Source organism: Psychrobacter piscatorii (genome assembly GCF_043641605.1).
Taxonomy (GTDB): Bacteria; Pseudomonadota; Gammaproteobacteria; order Pseudomonadales; family Moraxellaceae; genus Psychrobacter; species Psychrobacter piscatorii_C.
The window spans coordinates 1-15,761 of the sequence record NZ_JBHZRK010000005.1 but is presented as its reverse complement, the minus strand read 5'-3'; the positions used below and the strand labels follow the sequence as shown (position 1 = coordinate 15,761).

General features: G+C 42.4%; 14 protein-coding genes. 2 read left to right on the top strand and 12 right to left on the bottom strand.

Features of this window, described 5'->3' with window-relative positions:
- Nucleotides 1-30 precede the first annotated feature (30 nt).
- Nucleotides 31-369 (top strand): ISC system 2Fe-2S type ferredoxin, encoded by a 339-nt coding sequence (fdx, locus tag ACHUET_RS06135; RefSeq protein WP_058024187.1) that lies wholly within the window; start codon nucleotides 31-33, stop codon nucleotides 367-369.
- A 102-nt stretch (nucleotides 370-471) separates the two neighbouring features.
- On the opposite strand, the gene ACHUET_RS06130 is transcribed toward fdx, so the two are convergent.
- From ACHUET_RS06130 to ACHUET_RS06110, 5 genes are all read right to left on the bottom strand, one after another.
- Nucleotides 472-1,896: an adenylate/guanylate cyclase domain-containing protein gene (locus ACHUET_RS06130; protein WP_394211497.1), complete on the bottom strand. Its 1,425-nt coding sequence runs from the start codon at nucleotides 1,894-1,896 to the stop codon at nucleotides 472-474.
- A 334-nt stretch (nucleotides 1,897-2,230) separates the two neighbouring features.
- Nucleotides 2,231-2,662: an HIT domain-containing protein gene (locus ACHUET_RS06125; protein ID WP_057759208.1), complete on the bottom strand. Its 432-nt coding sequence runs from the start codon at nucleotides 2,660-2,662 to the stop codon at nucleotides 2,231-2,233.
- 168 nt (nucleotides 2,663-2,830) lie between these two features.
- The gene (gene mfd, locus ACHUET_RS06120; RefSeq protein WP_394211496.1) at nucleotides 2,831-6,541 is read right to left on the bottom strand and encodes a transcription-repair coupling factor; all 3,711 of its coding nucleotides are present in this window, start codon (nucleotides 6,539-6,541) and stop codon (nucleotides 2,831-2,833) included.
- A gap of 206 nt (nucleotides 6,542-6,747) precedes the next feature.
- Nucleotides 6,748-7,269: a ribonuclease E activity regulator RraA gene (gene rraA / locus ACHUET_RS06115; RefSeq protein ID WP_394211494.1), complete on the bottom strand. Its 522-nt coding sequence runs from the start codon at nucleotides 7,267-7,269 to the stop codon at nucleotides 6,748-6,750.
- A 90-nt stretch (nucleotides 7,270-7,359) separates the two neighbouring features.
- Nucleotides 7,360-8,061, bottom strand: a complete 702-nt coding sequence (locus ACHUET_RS06110; RefSeq protein ID WP_394211492.1) for an NAD-dependent epimerase/dehydratase family protein — start codon at nucleotides 8,059-8,061, stop codon at nucleotides 7,360-7,362.
- A 463-nt stretch (nucleotides 8,062-8,524) separates the two neighbouring features.
- Here ACHUET_RS06110 and rpsT point away from each other — a divergent pair, with 463 nt between their 5' ends.
- Complete coding sequence (gene rpsT, locus ACHUET_RS06105) at nucleotides 8,525-8,791, top strand: 30S ribosomal protein S20 (protein WP_058024191.1); 267 nt, start codon at nucleotides 8,525-8,527, stop codon at nucleotides 8,789-8,791.
- Nucleotides 8,792-8,933: 142 nt separating this feature from the next.
- Here the strand turns inward: rpsT and ACHUET_RS06100 are convergent, their stop codons facing one another.
- The 7 genes from ACHUET_RS06100 to cmk form a co-directional block, all read right to left on the bottom strand.
- Nucleotides 8,934-9,770 (bottom strand): histidine phosphatase family protein, encoded by an 837-nt coding sequence (locus tag ACHUET_RS06100; RefSeq protein ID WP_201599872.1) that lies wholly within the window; start codon nucleotides 9,768-9,770, stop codon nucleotides 8,934-8,936.
- Nucleotides 9,771-9,934: 164 nt separating this feature from the next.
- Complete coding sequence (locus ACHUET_RS06095; protein ID WP_394211490.1) at nucleotides 9,935-10,732, bottom strand: metallophosphoesterase; 798 nt, start codon at nucleotides 10,730-10,732, stop codon at nucleotides 9,935-9,937.
- Nucleotides 10,733-10,881: 149 nt separating this feature from the next.
- Nucleotides 10,882-11,580 carry an orotidine-5'-phosphate decarboxylase gene (gene pyrF / locus ACHUET_RS06090; protein ID WP_201599787.1) on the bottom strand — a complete coding sequence of 233 codons (699 nt, stop codon included), beginning with the start codon at nucleotides 11,578-11,580 and terminating at the stop codon, nucleotides 10,882-10,884.
- A gap of 77 nt (nucleotides 11,581-11,657) precedes the next feature.
- Nucleotides 11,658-12,065: a lipopolysaccharide assembly protein LapA domain-containing protein gene (locus ACHUET_RS06085; protein ID WP_201599785.1), complete on the bottom strand. Its 408-nt coding sequence runs from the start codon at nucleotides 12,063-12,065 to the stop codon at nucleotides 11,658-11,660.
- A 57-nt stretch (nucleotides 12,066-12,122) separates the two neighbouring features.
- Nucleotides 12,123-12,428: an integration host factor subunit beta gene (locus ACHUET_RS06080; RefSeq protein ID WP_058024195.1), complete on the bottom strand. Its 306-nt coding sequence runs from the start codon at nucleotides 12,426-12,428 to the stop codon at nucleotides 12,123-12,125.
- A 324-nt stretch (nucleotides 12,429-12,752) separates the two neighbouring features.
- Complete coding sequence (gene rpsA / locus ACHUET_RS06075; RefSeq protein ID WP_201599784.1) at nucleotides 12,753-14,441, bottom strand: 30S ribosomal protein S1; 1,689 nt, start codon at nucleotides 14,439-14,441, stop codon at nucleotides 12,753-12,755.
- A gap of 290 nt (nucleotides 14,442-14,731) precedes the next feature.
- Entirely contained in the window at nucleotides 14,732-15,499 is a 768-nt protein-coding gene (gene cmk / locus ACHUET_RS06070; RefSeq protein ID WP_394211487.1) for a (d)CMP kinase, read from the bottom strand.
- Nucleotides 15,500-15,761: the final 262 nt, after the last annotated feature.

Here is a 15,761-nt window from a genome sequence, read left to right as displayed (position 1 = left end):
TTAGATTGATTAGCATTGGACAAATAATTTATGCCAAAAGTTACCGTACTACCCCATCACGAAATCTGCCCAGAGGGCGCAGAAGTTGAGCTACAAGCTGGTCAGAACTTGTGCAAAGCGTTATTAGAAAAAGGCATCAAAATTGAGCATGCCTGTGAGATGTCAAAAGCTTGCACTACTTGTCACGTTGTCGTACGCAAAGGGTTCAATAGTCTAGATGAGATGGATGATGTAGAAGCTGATCTACTTGATCGTGCTTGGGGTTTAGAGCCTGACTCACGTCTGTCTTGTCAGGTCATGCTCGATGATGAAGATCTAACCATCGAAGTTCCAAAATACACATTGAATCATGCAAAAGAAAATCATTAATATGATTAGTACAAACTACTTATAAGTTACAAAAAAGCCAGCTATTAAAATATAATAGCTGGCTTTTTTTGTACTCAATATTTCACGATATGACTTCCCAAATCATGACTTTTTATTAGCACTATGACGTTTGCTTTCTTCAGCGATGCTCTGTGCCAACTTTTCTTCTTCTTGTTCGATACGCTCAAGCGCAAAGTTTAGACGACTCCTAATATCTTGATAGTCATTGTCTTTCATATCTTTAAAATTTAGATGCAAGTTAAACCCTGGCAAGGTGTGATCTACCCATTTAGACAAATGACCTTTATTAGCGTCAGGGTCAAGTACTTGCCATGCATTTACCTTGTCATCAAAGCCTTTTAGCTGAAGCGCTCCAACATGTTGGCACTCATAGTTATGGCAAACATAATCATAAGTGCTTTCACTGACCAATATCTCATCTTTGCCAGCATTCGATTCGAGTCTTGAGGCCAGATTAGCCTCTTTACCAATCAATGTATAACTAAGACGATTATTGCTACCAAAATTACCCACGTGGCAATAACCAGTTGTGATACCAATACGTATATACAACCCCTCAAATCCCATCAGTCGCCATTTTTGACGTAATGTCCGCATCTCGCGGCGCATATCTATCGCCATTGCCACACAGTCAAGAGCATCTTGACGTGGGCCATTACTGGCGGGCTCACCAAAAAAGCACACCATGCCATCACCAATAAATTTATCAAGTACAGCACCATGTCTGTCAGCAATTAACGTCATGCAATGCATATAAGTGTTCAAAATATCAGCCAAGTTGTCAGCGCTCAGACTATCAGACAGATCGGTAAAGCCCACAATATCTGAAAACATAATGGTCAGCTTGGCACGTTTATTCGACACACTAACAGGGCTATTAGATCTAACAATTGGTTCCCAAATTTGCGGTGGTACAAAGCGAGTCAACTTATTGATGACCGACACCATCGTACTCAAACGTCCTCCTGCTTTAGAGGCACTTTCTTTATAACCGATATACTCTTGATACGTACTGCGAAACTGATACAAAATAACTATCATGCTTGCTAACAATACGGTGGGTGGGACCCAGCCTTCATCACAGTTTAACCCTTCGTTGTCTAGTATTGTACTGACATAATAAAAGACAATAGATGTTACCAATGCCACCGTAAATAATCTTAGAGCGTTATCAACCCCACTGACAATCATACGTACGCCGATTAAGGCTATCAAACTGAGCGATATCACCGTACAAAACTGTATTGACCCAATAACGACCGCAAATAAAATAACGACCATATTAGACGTCCAAAGACTGGTTTCGCGTCGGTAGTTATAAATCAGAATCATCAGGCTAGGTAGGAGAATGACAACCAATAATGCCATTGAAGTAGGACGAAAATTGTAATGCAGGGCGAGTAATATGACAGTGAGTATTAAAACAAAAACTTCTGGATAGTCGAATTGACAGATTCCACTACCTTTTGACGACAGTTTTGGCTTTAATGTCTCTGTAAAAGGCATATTGGATTTCACTTAAGTAAGATAGGCTATCAGAGAGATAAAGATATATAAGAATAGCATACACACATCATTTATCTGAACGATAAGTTATTACAAAAATATATTATACTTTCTAAATTAGGTGAAACCTAGGTCAGTGGTAGCTAAAAAAACACCATCCATCATTTATCCAGATAGCAAATTTTCTGGATAAATAACTGACAATGTTTGATTATTACAGAAAAAAGCCAGATATGACGAGTATCTGGCTTTTTTCTGTCGCAATAGTCTATGAGAGATGCTTCATAAATAATGCTTTATAGATGAGGTAAAGCAATTCAAAGTTAAAAACGGATTACATCTGCCAATCAAAAGGCATTTGATGATGACCACGTAGCGCCATCATTAACGTCTGCTGCATTTGTGCCAAGACTTCTTTGGTATAAGGCACCGCAGGAACTCCCCATACTGGATTTGGCCATTGCATATCATTTTGATAACGAACAATATGATGAAAATGAAGCTGCGGGACTTGATTACCAAGCGCAGCCACATTCATTTTATCTGCTTGAAAGGTTTTGGCTAGTTGACTTGATAACCAGCTCGACTCACGCAAGAACTGCGTTTGGTCCGCCTCAGACAACTCATAAAGCTCTTTGATACCTGATACGCGCGGCACTAATATCAGCCAAGGGAATTGACAGTCATTGATCAAACGACAAGTAGATAATGGAAAATCACCCACTAAGAAACTATCAGCAGCAAGTTTATGATGAAGTTGGAACATAATGACGGTTCTCTTGTTGTTTAATGCAAATAAAAGTACGTAAAAAATATCGAAGAAGAAGCAATCCGGTTATTTTATCAGTTATCCCTGCGATAAAATAGCACCATACACTATTGCATTTGTGTTGATTGTCTTAGAAATTCCAATGATAGCTCTCACCGATTGAATCTAGGCAGCTTCTGTCACCATATGCTCACTAAAATAACGCAAAAGATCTTGGACAACAGAGACTCGCTGTTGAGGCGTTGCCAGCTTATCGCTATGTTGATAACGAATACCAGATGCCCCATTCATACGATAATGCTGCCCATCTGACTGAATCAGCTTAATAATCGCCAAGGCATCGACGGGGGTATCTGGTGCAAACTCCAGCGTCATACTACTACTATTGGCATCGATTTTGTTGATCTTCAGCGGTTCTGCTTGCAAGCGCAGTCCATGAATGGCAAATAGGTGCTTGGTCTGATCTGGCAATGCCCCAAACCGATCTATCATTTCAGTACGAATATCCGTTAATGCTTCTTTATCATCCGTGTTACTAATGCGTTTATAAAAGAGCAAACGCTGATGAACATCATGTAGATACTCTTCTGGAATGAGCGCCGAGCTATGTAGATTGATCTCACTGGTCAGCGATAATGGCGTATTCAAATCAGGCTCTTTCCCTGCCTTGATCGCCTTAGTCGCACGTTCAAGCATATCCATATATAGGCTAAAACCAATCGCCTGCATATTACCACTTTGTTGCTTACCGAGTATCTCACCTGCCCCGCGAATTTCTAGATCTTCACTCGCCAGCATAAAGCCTGCGCCCAATGTATTGGCACGTTCAATCGCATGGAGGCGACGCTTGGCATCGCCTTTGAGACCTTTAATAGAAGGCACCAAGAGATAACAGTAAGCTTGATGATGGCTACGCCCTACGCGGCCTCGCAACTGATGTAGTTGCGCCAAACCAAATTTATCAGCGCGTTCAATGATAATCGTATTGGCATTCGGTACATCGATACCTGTCTCGATAATGGTAGAACAAATCAGTACGTTAAATTTTTTGTGATAAAACTGCTGCATGATTTGCTCAAGCTGGCGCTCTTGCATTTGCCCATGGGCAACACCCACTCGGGCCTCAGGTACAAGATCACGAATGGTCTCTGCCATACGCTCGATACTGGCAACATCGTTATGTAGTAGATAGACCTGACCACCACGTAATAACTCACGCAAGATAGCTTCTTTCATCAGCGCTTCTGTCTTTTGCATGACAAAGGTTTTGATGGCGAGTCGACGTGCAGGCGGGGTTGCGATAATCGACATGTCACGCATACCTGAGAGCGCCATATTGAGCGTTCTAGGGATAGGAGTCGCCGTCATAGACATACTATCTACATCTGTCTGAATGGCCTTGATACGCTCTTTGTGACGCACCCCAAAGCGGTGCTCCTCATCGACGATCATCAGCCCTAAATTCGAGAACTTTACATCAGGCTGGAGTAATTTATGGGTACCAATCACGATATCTACTTTACCGTCAGCCAAGTCAGCCAGCACCATCTCTTGGTGTTTTTTGCCACCGAAACGTGACAAGCTCTCAATACGCACTGGCCAATCGGCAAAACGATCGCGGAAGTTGTCTTCGTGTTGCCCAGCAAGCAAGGTAGTAGGCACCAACACAGCCACTTGATAGCCAGCACTAACGGCAATGAAAGCGGCTCGCATCGCTACCTCTGTTTTACCAAAGCCAACATCACCGCAAATGAGACGATCCATCGGTTGGTTTTGTCTCATATCTTCCATGACCGCATGGATGGCATTGGCTTGGTCAGCGGTTTCTTCAAACGCAAACTGACTGGCAAACAGCTCGTATTGTGACGAATCTATTTTGAAGTGGATACCCACTTTAGCCTCACGACGCGCCTGCATGTTAAGTAGCTCTGCGGCAACATCGTGAATTTGCTCTAACGCCTTTTGCTTGGCTCGGTCCCATTTGCCACTGCCGATCTTATGGAGTGGCGCTAATGCTGGATCGCCGCCACTATAGCGACTAATCATTTGCAGATTGGCGACTGGCACATAGATACTGGCATCATCGTCATACTTTAAATGAATAAACTCTTGCTCACCATCACCCACATCTAAGGTAATCAGGCCATTATAACGACCAATACCGTGCTCAATATGAACGACTGGACTACCATCTGTTATCTCAGTGACGCTCTTAACCAAGAACTCCTCTGATACACCGCTTTGGCGACGACGACGCGTCTGTAAGACTTGACGACCAAACAGCTGCGTTTCACTAATCAACACCAAACGCTCAGGCACATAAACACCGCGCTCAATCGGTGCCACAGTCAGACCGACATGTGGTAGTCGAGCATTATTCATAGCGCTCGTCTTGTCTGCTGCTAAAAATGCTTCAAAGCTATCATATGCTTTGATATCAATCTTACCCTTAAACAGCTCGATGAGAATCTCACGACGGCCTGCGGTTTCTGCAACAATTAGTACTGGCGTTGCTGTTTGTTTTTGAACGTTTAAAAAGTCGAGCAATTCAGTTAATGGCTCAGATTTCTGATGGTTTACTGCCAGTTGTGGCGGTTCTTGAGCGCTTAATGTCACCAAGCCTTGCTGCTTAGTAGGTATCAATGGCAACTGCGGCTGAGATGAGTCACTACCTTCTGGCGCTGCTACATCATTCATTGTAGCCAGCTCATCACGTGCACTTAATATCACTCGTGGATAGTGATTTAGCTGCTCATTGAGCGCATTAGACAATAGATATAACAGCGTAGGGTCAACGATAGGCTTGTCAATATCATGTCGACGTTCTTCATAGCGGCGCTGGATTTGCGACCAATAGTCCGCCTGTTTTTCATTAATCAGTTCATCTGTGATAAACAACGCATCTCTTGGCAAATAAGAAAACAATGTACTTTCTTCTTGCCAATCTTTTAGGTCGAAAAATAGCGGCTGATAGTACTCCAGTCCGCTACTCGCGATACCTGCCATCACATCTTTATGCAACTCAGACTTGCGGCTACTGGCATTAGGGAACATCGCCGCAAAATTCGTGCGAAACGTCTCTCGCCCTTCATCGAGTGGAAACTCTTTGGCGGGTAATATTTGGAACTGCTCGATCGGTTTAGAGATGTCTGGCAATTTGTGCAGCAGCGACAGTGACTCTTTACCCATACTGGTATCATTGCCTGTCAACATCGCCTTGAGATCGTCAGCGGTCAATGTGCGCTGGGTTTGCGGATGAAAAAAGCGAATCGTCTCAATTTCATCGTCAAATAAATCTAAACGCAGCGGAAAAGGCTGACCCATAGCAAAGATATCGATAATGCTGCCACGTACCGCAAACTCACCGGGCTCAAAGACATTATCAACCGCTCGGTAACCTGCCTTTGCCAGTAACTCACGCTGCGTATTGATATCAAATCGGTCGCCAACGCTCAGATCAAAATGCTGCCCAATCAACCAGCTTGGCGGTGCCACACGGTGCATTAGCGCCTGTACAGATATTAAAAGCACGCCTGAGGTTGGCATATCCGTCAGCAGATTGATACGCTCGCTTACGATGTCCTGATGCGGTGACAACTCGTCATAGGTCAGCGTTTCCCAATCAGGAAACACGTAGGCATCGACTCCGCAAAATGCCAACTCTGTCTCTATCTGATTGAGCTGGTTTTGATCCCGTGTCACTACGATTTTAAGACGGTCAGCCACGTCCCATATTGGCGCTTGTACTAAACTTGCCAGCCACAAACTACTGACAGCACCATGGACAGGTGCAAGCCAACGCCGCTCGGTATTTTGGATAGGAAAAAGCTGCTGATTAATAGGGTCAAATGCGTCAGTCAAAGCAGTGATAGGCATAAAAAATAGGATCGAAGTTAAGAGTCAGATAGCTATTATACGAATATTTAAGCAATTGCCAAAACTTATGCCGTAACGGTTTGTCACGTAAAAGTTTACTCATTCATGATCGAGGATTGATAACGATTATTAAGCTTTAACTATCATTACATAAAAAAACCCCAACTTATCAGCTGAGGTCCTCATTCACACTGGTTAAACCAAGTTTAAATTAACGGTTTATCACTAGCGATAATGCCATTGTTGTCAGCATAGACAAACATTCCCGAGTTCAACGTTAAATCACCAAAGCTGATTTCAATATCCGTTTGACCTTCATCGCGGCGAGTAGACTTGCGCGGGATACAACCAAGTGCCATGACACCAATATCCATCGCTGCCATGTCATCAACATCACGCACACAGCCATATACGATGACCCCAGCCCAGCCATTATCGATAGCTGATTGTGCAATCATATCGCCTAATAGTGCACAGCGCATAGAACCGCCACCATCAACGACCAACACTTTACCATTGCCGGCTTTGTCTTTACCATCACTATTCAATAGTGATTTGACGCGGCTATTGTCTTCAAAACACTTCACTGTCACGATTTCACCGCAGAATTTATCTTTTGCACCAAAACGACGAAATGACTTACCTTCAATATTTGGTAGACATACTTGCGACTCAGGATGGGCATCCAGCAAATCACATGTCACAAAGTTATCTTTATTCATCTCCATCGCTTTTACTCCTTATTATGAATGATTAAGCCGCTTGATCGTGTAATACTTGTTCATACTTAGCTGTAGTCTTGACTCAAAAATAATGCTTTATTTTTTCACGCGAGTCATCGCAAGCATCTTCTTATTTTCAATGATCTCTGTATGTTCAATCTGAGGTTCTGTACGGTATTTACGACGATGATAAATATCATGCGCACTCATCGCCATAGCACTAGCGACGCGCTTAGCCGAGATAGGATGTAATGAGAGTGACTCTGAGACTAAAGGCGAAATAAGCTTAAACGCTTTTTGACCAATGCTCTCAAGCGGACGCCCTTTATGCTTGCCTAGTAATAACGACGGTCGAAATATCACCAGTTGACCAAAGCCTAGTGCCGTAATAGATTGCTCAGTCTCTGCCTTGACTCGATTGTACAAAAAGCGGCTGTCGAGATCCGCATTCATGGATGAAAGTAGAAAAAAGTTTTCTACCCCTTTATCACGGCATAGCTTAGCAAAGTTAAAATTGTAATCATGGTCTATCTTTCGAAAAGCCTCATCACTGCCCGCTTGTTTTTTGGTGGTGCCAAGACAACTAAAGGCATCTGTCGTTCGATCCGCACCAACGCTCGCAAACACTTCAGAGAGATTATCAAAGTCATTAACCTGATAAAAACGCATGCTGGCATTAATATAGCGTGGCGGGCGCCGAGCGATCACAATTAATGTATCATAGAGCTCACTCAGCTGTTTTACCAAATGCTGCCCTACCAATCCTGTTGCGCCAATCACAATTGCTTTTCGCTGCATACCCTATCCACTTATATAACGTTAGAGGTTCTATATTGATGAAAAGTGACCTATATCAAGGTCTATCATTAGGATATCATACCTAAATTCATGAATAACTGACGCTATTATGTAGGATATATTGTAAGAGATTTTATCAATCAATTGCGCCTATTGATGTCTGCTACTGATTTAGATACCTTAAGAAGCCAAAATTCATGAGTTTACAGCACTTCTTTGCGCATTAATCATCAAATATATTGTCCTTAGCGCAATAATTTGCTAAGATAACCGGCTTTACACGTCAACGCTGTTTAATTATTCCAAACAGTTCTGGCGCTTGCGATGATCTATTCATATTAGATACTTTAATATTAGACATCGACATCATGTTTGGCGAGAGGCTGCTCGTCACCGATGATTGTTAAACCCATTATTGCAATCAACATTCATATTTTTATCTGTCTTTATCAAGGAGATACGCGTGGCTAATACTGCACAAGCTCGTAAACGCGCCCGTCAAAACACCAAACGTCGTCAGAACTCTGCGTCACAACGCTCTATGGTTCGTACTTACTTAAAACGTGTTGATGCGGCTATCGAAGCTAAAGATTATGACGCGGCTACCGAAGCTTACAAAAAAGCGGTACCAGTTATTGATCGTATGGCTGACAAAGGTATTATTCATAAGAATAAAGCTGCTCGTCGTAAGAGCCGCCTAAACAAAACAATCAAAGGCCTACAAGCTTAAGAATTGTATTGTCTAGACCGCATTACGCTTTTATAGCGTCATGACTAAAACCTTGCTACTGGTTCTAATACTGGAGCAAGGTTTTTTTATGCCTGCTCGATATATATCTAGTGAATCATCATTGCCATTTTTTGATGAAATTTTATGTCCATTGCACCTCTGGTGGTAATAGCAGTTTACTTGGGTGATACCCTGCTGCACGATACCCATTCAACAATGAACTAATCGGACGCGTATATACTTGGCCACGCCAGATAAAATGCGCATTTGCCTGATCAAAAGGTTTATCATCAAACCACAAAAACACCCCTTCCATCATTTTTGGCCAATCATTCCAATCGATCTCTTCCACATCGAACATCACGGCTAAGAATGCAGACAGTAATGTATCATGGCTGACAGCCAGCATAAGATGTCCATGCTGCGGCTGGTTTTGATAAAAGAGCGAAAGAATATCAAGGCCACCTTGATAAGCATTTTTGGTACCTTCAAGATTGCCTTGTAAAAAGCGATTGATAAAATTCAGTACACCAATCTCTTTGAATATTGGGTTGGCTATTTCAGGTTCAGTAACGAGGCTGCCAGGCTCAACCAGTAGTGACTGATGCGTAATATCACGCTTTAGACCTGCTCCTTCCTGCATGAGCTGCGCCGTATCAATACAGCGTTTAATCGGGCTTGAGATGCTATCAACATCAAGTGAGTATGGAAGATGACCTGCTAACCAACGACCCCAAGACTTTGCTAATACACGGCCTTTAGGCGTTAACGGCAACTGATAACTGGCAAAACCATTGCCGTCAGAACGCTCACGCAAAGAGTGTCTGGTAAATAAAATCAGCCGCTCATTCTCAGGTAATAGTCTGACCGAAGGGATCATACTATCTGGCAGATGTGAAGGCGCAGGCGCACTTGGTGTGTGACTCGCAAGCTTGTCAGCAGAGACTTTTGATAAGGTGCTATTAAGATATTTACTCATGGTAGCAAGCGTAGCAGATTTTTTGACAGGAATGAACAACATACAAATCCAGTTGCAATATATCTTGTAAATATCCTGTTATATGTGAAATGGGTATCTAACTTTTGAGAATGGCAAGCTGTAACAGACAGCCATCACTATTACTTACATGCGCAAAATCTTGGCTAACCAATATCAACGACTTTATCCCACGCAAACTCCAGTGCAGTACTGCTAATCTCGTTAGGGTAAGCCCTTGGATTAACGATCACCCGCGTATTGCCTATCCGATAATCGAATGCTTCGTGCGTGTGTCCATGCACCCATAGCGTTGGTGCCCAGTCCTCATGCATCCAACCAGATAAATCACTGACAAAGGCAGCATTGCTTGGTAAATTGGCATATTTTTCAGACACGGATAATGCACTGACACTATGATGACTCATGACGACCGTTTTTTTGCCTAGTGCTTTGGCAGTGATTAGTGCTTGCTGCAACCACTGACGATGCTCTGAGTGGATTTGCATGGAAACTTCAGGTGAGAACATCTCCTTACCTGCATATATCTGCTTATAATCACGCATAAAATGCCTAGCAGCAGCCATGGTATCTTCATTGGCATGATACTGATAGTCCGTCCACAGTGTGCAACCTAAGATTCGTGTATCACCAATATCAATATGCTGGCACTGTAAGACACAAACCCCTTTGTTAGAAGCAGCATCATAATTGTCCCAAGTCGCTAACTTTTGGTCAAAATTAAGCACATCTTCGTCAAAATATTCGTGATTACCTGAGATTGTGATCAGAGGAACTTGTAACCGTGCTGCCTGCTCTTGTAACCACGGCATACCTCTATCACTATTGGCAGTATCCCCTGCTACCAACACGATATCTGCATCAGTTTTAGGAATATGCCCAACGGGGTGTGACTGGCGTGCATAACTATCAATATGCAAGTCACTTAATATTTGTAATTTCATATTATCCAATATCGTCCAATAGTATCATTATCAATAATTTGAGTCGTAAGCGTGAGCAAGCGCTAAAGTAGTGTATCAGCTTTTTCTCTACCGTCAAAAAGTAAAAAGACAGCGGTTTAGGCTGTCTTTTTACTTTTTAATATCAAAACTTAAATACTTTGCAGTATTGTCTGCAATTTAGCCGCAGGGTCTGTAGCCTGAGTAATGGAGCGTCCAATGACCAAATAATCAGAACCGTCTGTCAATGCCTGGCTCGGCGTACAGATGCGTTTTTGATCATCAGCATTGTCTTCTGCTAGTCGAATGCCTGGCGTGACCAATTTAAAATCTTGACCACATAACGCTTTAAGCGTTTTCGCTTCTTGAGCAGAACATACTACCCCATCTAACCCAGCTTGCTTGGTCAATTGCGCCAATCGGCTCACCTGTGCGTCTAAGCTATCAGTGATACCCGTTTGCATCAATGCGTCACTGTCCATAGAGGTCAATACAGTCACCGCGATGAGTAATGTATCAAGGTCTCTATCTATTAAACGCTGTTTTGCCAACGACATAGCCTCTAGACCTGCACTAGCATGAACATTCACCATCCATACACCAAGCTCGGCAGCAGCTACTACCGCTTGAGCGGTAGTGTTAGGAATGTCATGAAACTTTAAGTCTAAGAATACTTCAAAGTTACGCTGATGTAGCGCCTTAACGATGTCAGGGCCACAGCGCGTAAACAGCTCTTTACCTACTTTTAGTCGACATGACGTCGGATCTAATTGATCAGCTAATGCCAACGATGCTTGCAGAGTCATGTTGTCTAAAGCAACAACGACGGGAGAATTAATCACATTATTCATGGTTTTGCCATCTATCATAATTATCAGAGCATTATTTTTGAGGTCGACAATGTAGCCAATAGCCATCGCCTAGCAGATTAATCTCGCTTACGCTTAGACAGCGTACCACCTTTACTTAAGTGAGATTCTGTGGTGTCTTGCACATTAGTAGCAGTCGCACCATAAACGGCTTCTTCTACCGTCGGCGCAGTTGCTTGACGGTCAATGACAACATTAGCTTGAGTCAGCTGCTCTTGCAAGTTGGTATTTGCCTTTTGCAAACGTGAGATTTCCCACTTATTCTGTAGTACACGGAATATGAGCAATGACAATAAAATACCAATAATAATGCCGAGTATTAGACATAGAATGAGCAGTAGCCCCAAATTCATTGTAGGTGCTTGCGAAAACAGTAAATTGACCCCGACCTCGGTATTATTTGCCAATACCAGACCAAGCGAGTAAGCAAAGCTCAAAAACAGCAATACGAATAATAAAAAGCGCATGAGACAGTTACCTCAGGTTGGAATGATAGTTTTTGGTCAGTCAATCATTAATGAGTATTAGCTATGTGCTACTTTATCATTGACTGCTTCACGTAATGCTTTGCCTGGCTTAAAGTGTGGAATCGCTTTGGCAGGAACTGGTACGCTCTCACCCGTTTTAGGATTGCGTCCGACACGAGCGCGGCGATGATGTAGACAAAAACTGCCAAACCCACGAACCTCGACTCGGCCATCATTGGCTAAAGTATGGGTCATCAAATTTAATATTTCGCGAACAGCGTCATCAACGATGGTATCTGCCATGTTGTCACAATTCGCACTCAAATTACTGATAAATTCGGATTTGTTAATCGCTTGCTGCATTATTACGCTTGCCTTGTTGATTGATGGATAAACTGATAGTAAGTCAAAACAGTGTTATCAATAGAAACTCTAATAGCTACATTAATAATAGCTCATATCAGAATAGTCTATTTACAAGAGTCATATCGCAACTCTAAATACACTGTCGCTCACATCTCGTTACTCAATGTTGCAAATGATAGCGGATATTGAGGAAAATAGGAATAAGAGTTTCCTTATTTAGCCAAAAACCTTACCCATTAATACAAATATCAAAACTTAATCATAAAAAAAAGCGACCGAAGTCGCTTTCTTGATATTACTTTTATATCAATAACTTATAACTTACTGCATTTGCTCTTTGATCAAATCACCAATTGTTTTTGGCTGTGCATCAGAACCTGCAGCGGCAGTTGTGTTCGTGCTACCAAGATCTTTAATCGCTTGACGCTCTTCAGCTTCGTCTTTCGCTTTGATAGACAAGTTGATGTTGCGTGTTTTACGATCAACGCTGATGATTTTTGCTTCAACATCATCACCAACAGATAGATGCTTAGTTGCATCTTCAACGCGGTCACGTTGAATTTCAGAAGCGCGTAGATAAGCTTCAACTTCGTCAGCAAGCTCAATAGTAGCGCCTTTAGCGTCTACTTCTTTCACTTTACCATTAACGATAGCACCGCGGTCGTTACCGACTAGGTATTCGTTGAATGGATCAGAGCTTAACTGCTTCACGCCTAGGCTGATACGGTTAGCTTCTGCATCTACAGACAATACCATTGCTTCAACGGTGTCGCCTTTGTTGTAGTTACGGATAGCATCTTCGCCAGTTTCGTTCCAAGAGATATCAGACAGATGAACCAGACCATCAATACCACCGTCTAGACCGATAAAGATACCGAAGTCAGTGATTGATTTGATCGTACCAGTGATTTTATCACCGCGCTCATGTTTCTTATCAAACTCATCCCATGGGTTGGCTAGAGTTTGTTTGATACCTAGGCTGATACGACGACGTTCTTCGTCGATATCAAGAATCATTACTTCAACTTCATCGCCCACTTGAACTACTTTAGATGGGTGGATGTTTTTGTTGGTATGATCCATTTCTGATACGTGTACTAGACCTTCGATACCTTCAGAAATCTCAGCGAAACAACCATAATCAGTCAAGTTGGTTACGCGAGCTTTTACAACACTACCCACTGGGTAAGTACCGCCAACGTTGTCCCAAGGATCAGTACCAAGTTGTTTTAGACCTAGGCTTACGCGATTGCGCTCACGGTCAAACTTCAATACTTTGACTTTTAGGTCTTGACCAACTTCAACAACTTCAGATGGATGCTTGATACGGCGCCATGCCATGTCAGTGATATGCAATAGACCATCAATACCACCTAGATCAACGAACGCGCCGTAATCAGTAAGGTTTTTAACGATACCTTCGATCTCGATGCCTTCTTCAAGCTTGTTCAATAGCTCTTCGCGCTCAGCTGAGTTTTCAGCTTCCATAACTGCACGGCGGCTAACAACAACGTTATTACGTTTTTGATCAAGTTTGATGACTTTGAACTCTAGCTCTTTGCCTTCAAGATGCGTTGTATCACGGATAGGACGTACATCTACCAATGAACCTGGTAAGAACGCGCGTACTGAACCGATATCTACAGTGAAACCGCCTTTAACTTTGCTTGAAATGATACCTTTTACGATCTCATCATTGTCAGCAATTTTTTCAAGGAAGTTCCAAGTTTCAACACGCTTAGCTTTTTCGCGTGACAGCAAGGTTTGACCCATGCCGTTATCAACCGCTTCAACTACGACATCAACACTATCGCCAACTTCAACTTCAAGTTCGCCTTCTTCGCTTAAAAACTCTTCACGAGCGACGATACCTTCAGATTTCAGACCAGTATCAACTGTGATCCAATCGCTATCGATGGCCACAACAGTACCGTTGATAACCGAGCCACGCTCGATATCTAGGCCTGTTTCTTCGATGCTCGCTTCAAATAGTTCAGCAAATGATTCCATTATGTCTACCTTTGTATAGCCGTATCCTGTCCAGCACAGTACGGATCAAATTTATGATTGCATAAAACGAGAATACTGGTTTTATATCTTATGCAATCATATATAAAAACGTTTGTTGATAATAAGCGCATATTTAAACTTACTAACAACAACTGTCTTAATTTAATTCATTTTATCAACTGAATCTAATAAATGATTAATCGTTAAAAAACACTAACTTCCAACTGTATAATTCTACATTAAAAACAGGGACTATAGGAAATTTTTTAGTACTTAATATGTTGTTTTTATTAACTATTAAAAAACAGCCCTTGATCTTGGCAATGTCTTTTTACTTGTTCGTAAACCGCATCAGCATCGAGCGATGAGCTATCAAGTAACAAAGCATCTACTGCAGGTTTTGATGGTGCGGTGCTACGGTTCTCATCACGATCGTCACGTTCTTTAATCGTCGCCAAAATCGCGTCAAAATCTGCCGTTTGCCCAGCATTAACTAGTTGAGTTACACGGCGTTCAGCACGTGCTTCAGCACTAGCGGTCAGATATACCTTAACATCCGCATCCGGGAACACAACTGTCCCCATATCGCGACCATCAGCGACGAGTCCTGAACGTGTCGCCATATCCTGTTGTAACGTAAGCAAAGCCTCACGAACTTTTGGAAATACTGCGATCTGCGACGCATAGCCGCCTACTGTCTCGTTGCGTACTTGATCACCTACCGCTTGTCCATTCACAATGATGTCTACACGTCCAGAATCATTATTTGGTACAAAAGCTATTTCCAAGCTTTTCGTCAATGCTAACACTGCCGATTCATCGATTGGTTGGCTAGCATCCGCTGTGAGCAATCCAGCTTCAAATGCTTTGAGTCCTACGATTCTATATAGCGCCCCAGAGTCTAATAGCTGATAGCCCAATACTTGAGCTAAACGCCATGTGACCGTACCTTTACCAGCGCCACTAGGCCCATCGATGCAGATAACCGGATAGCGTGCTAAATGGTCTGCACTATCATTTTTATTGAGTAGATCGTTATCAGATACGGAGACGGTCATAATACTTACTCAATAATAGTTGTTACCTGTATAGCTGTCATGCAGTAGCAATGAAGCAATATTTACTGGTATATCAAATGCTTGATAGCAGGCTAAAAAATTCGCTACCAAATAGGGTGATATTATAGCAAAAAATCATCGCTATCACTAGCGCCCAGACTGATATCTTATTTATTAATCATTTTGGTGGTGTGTCAGAAAGTATGCTGAAGAAATAAAGGAGGGTGACAGCCAAAGCAAGATGATATATTTGAGGTTATGA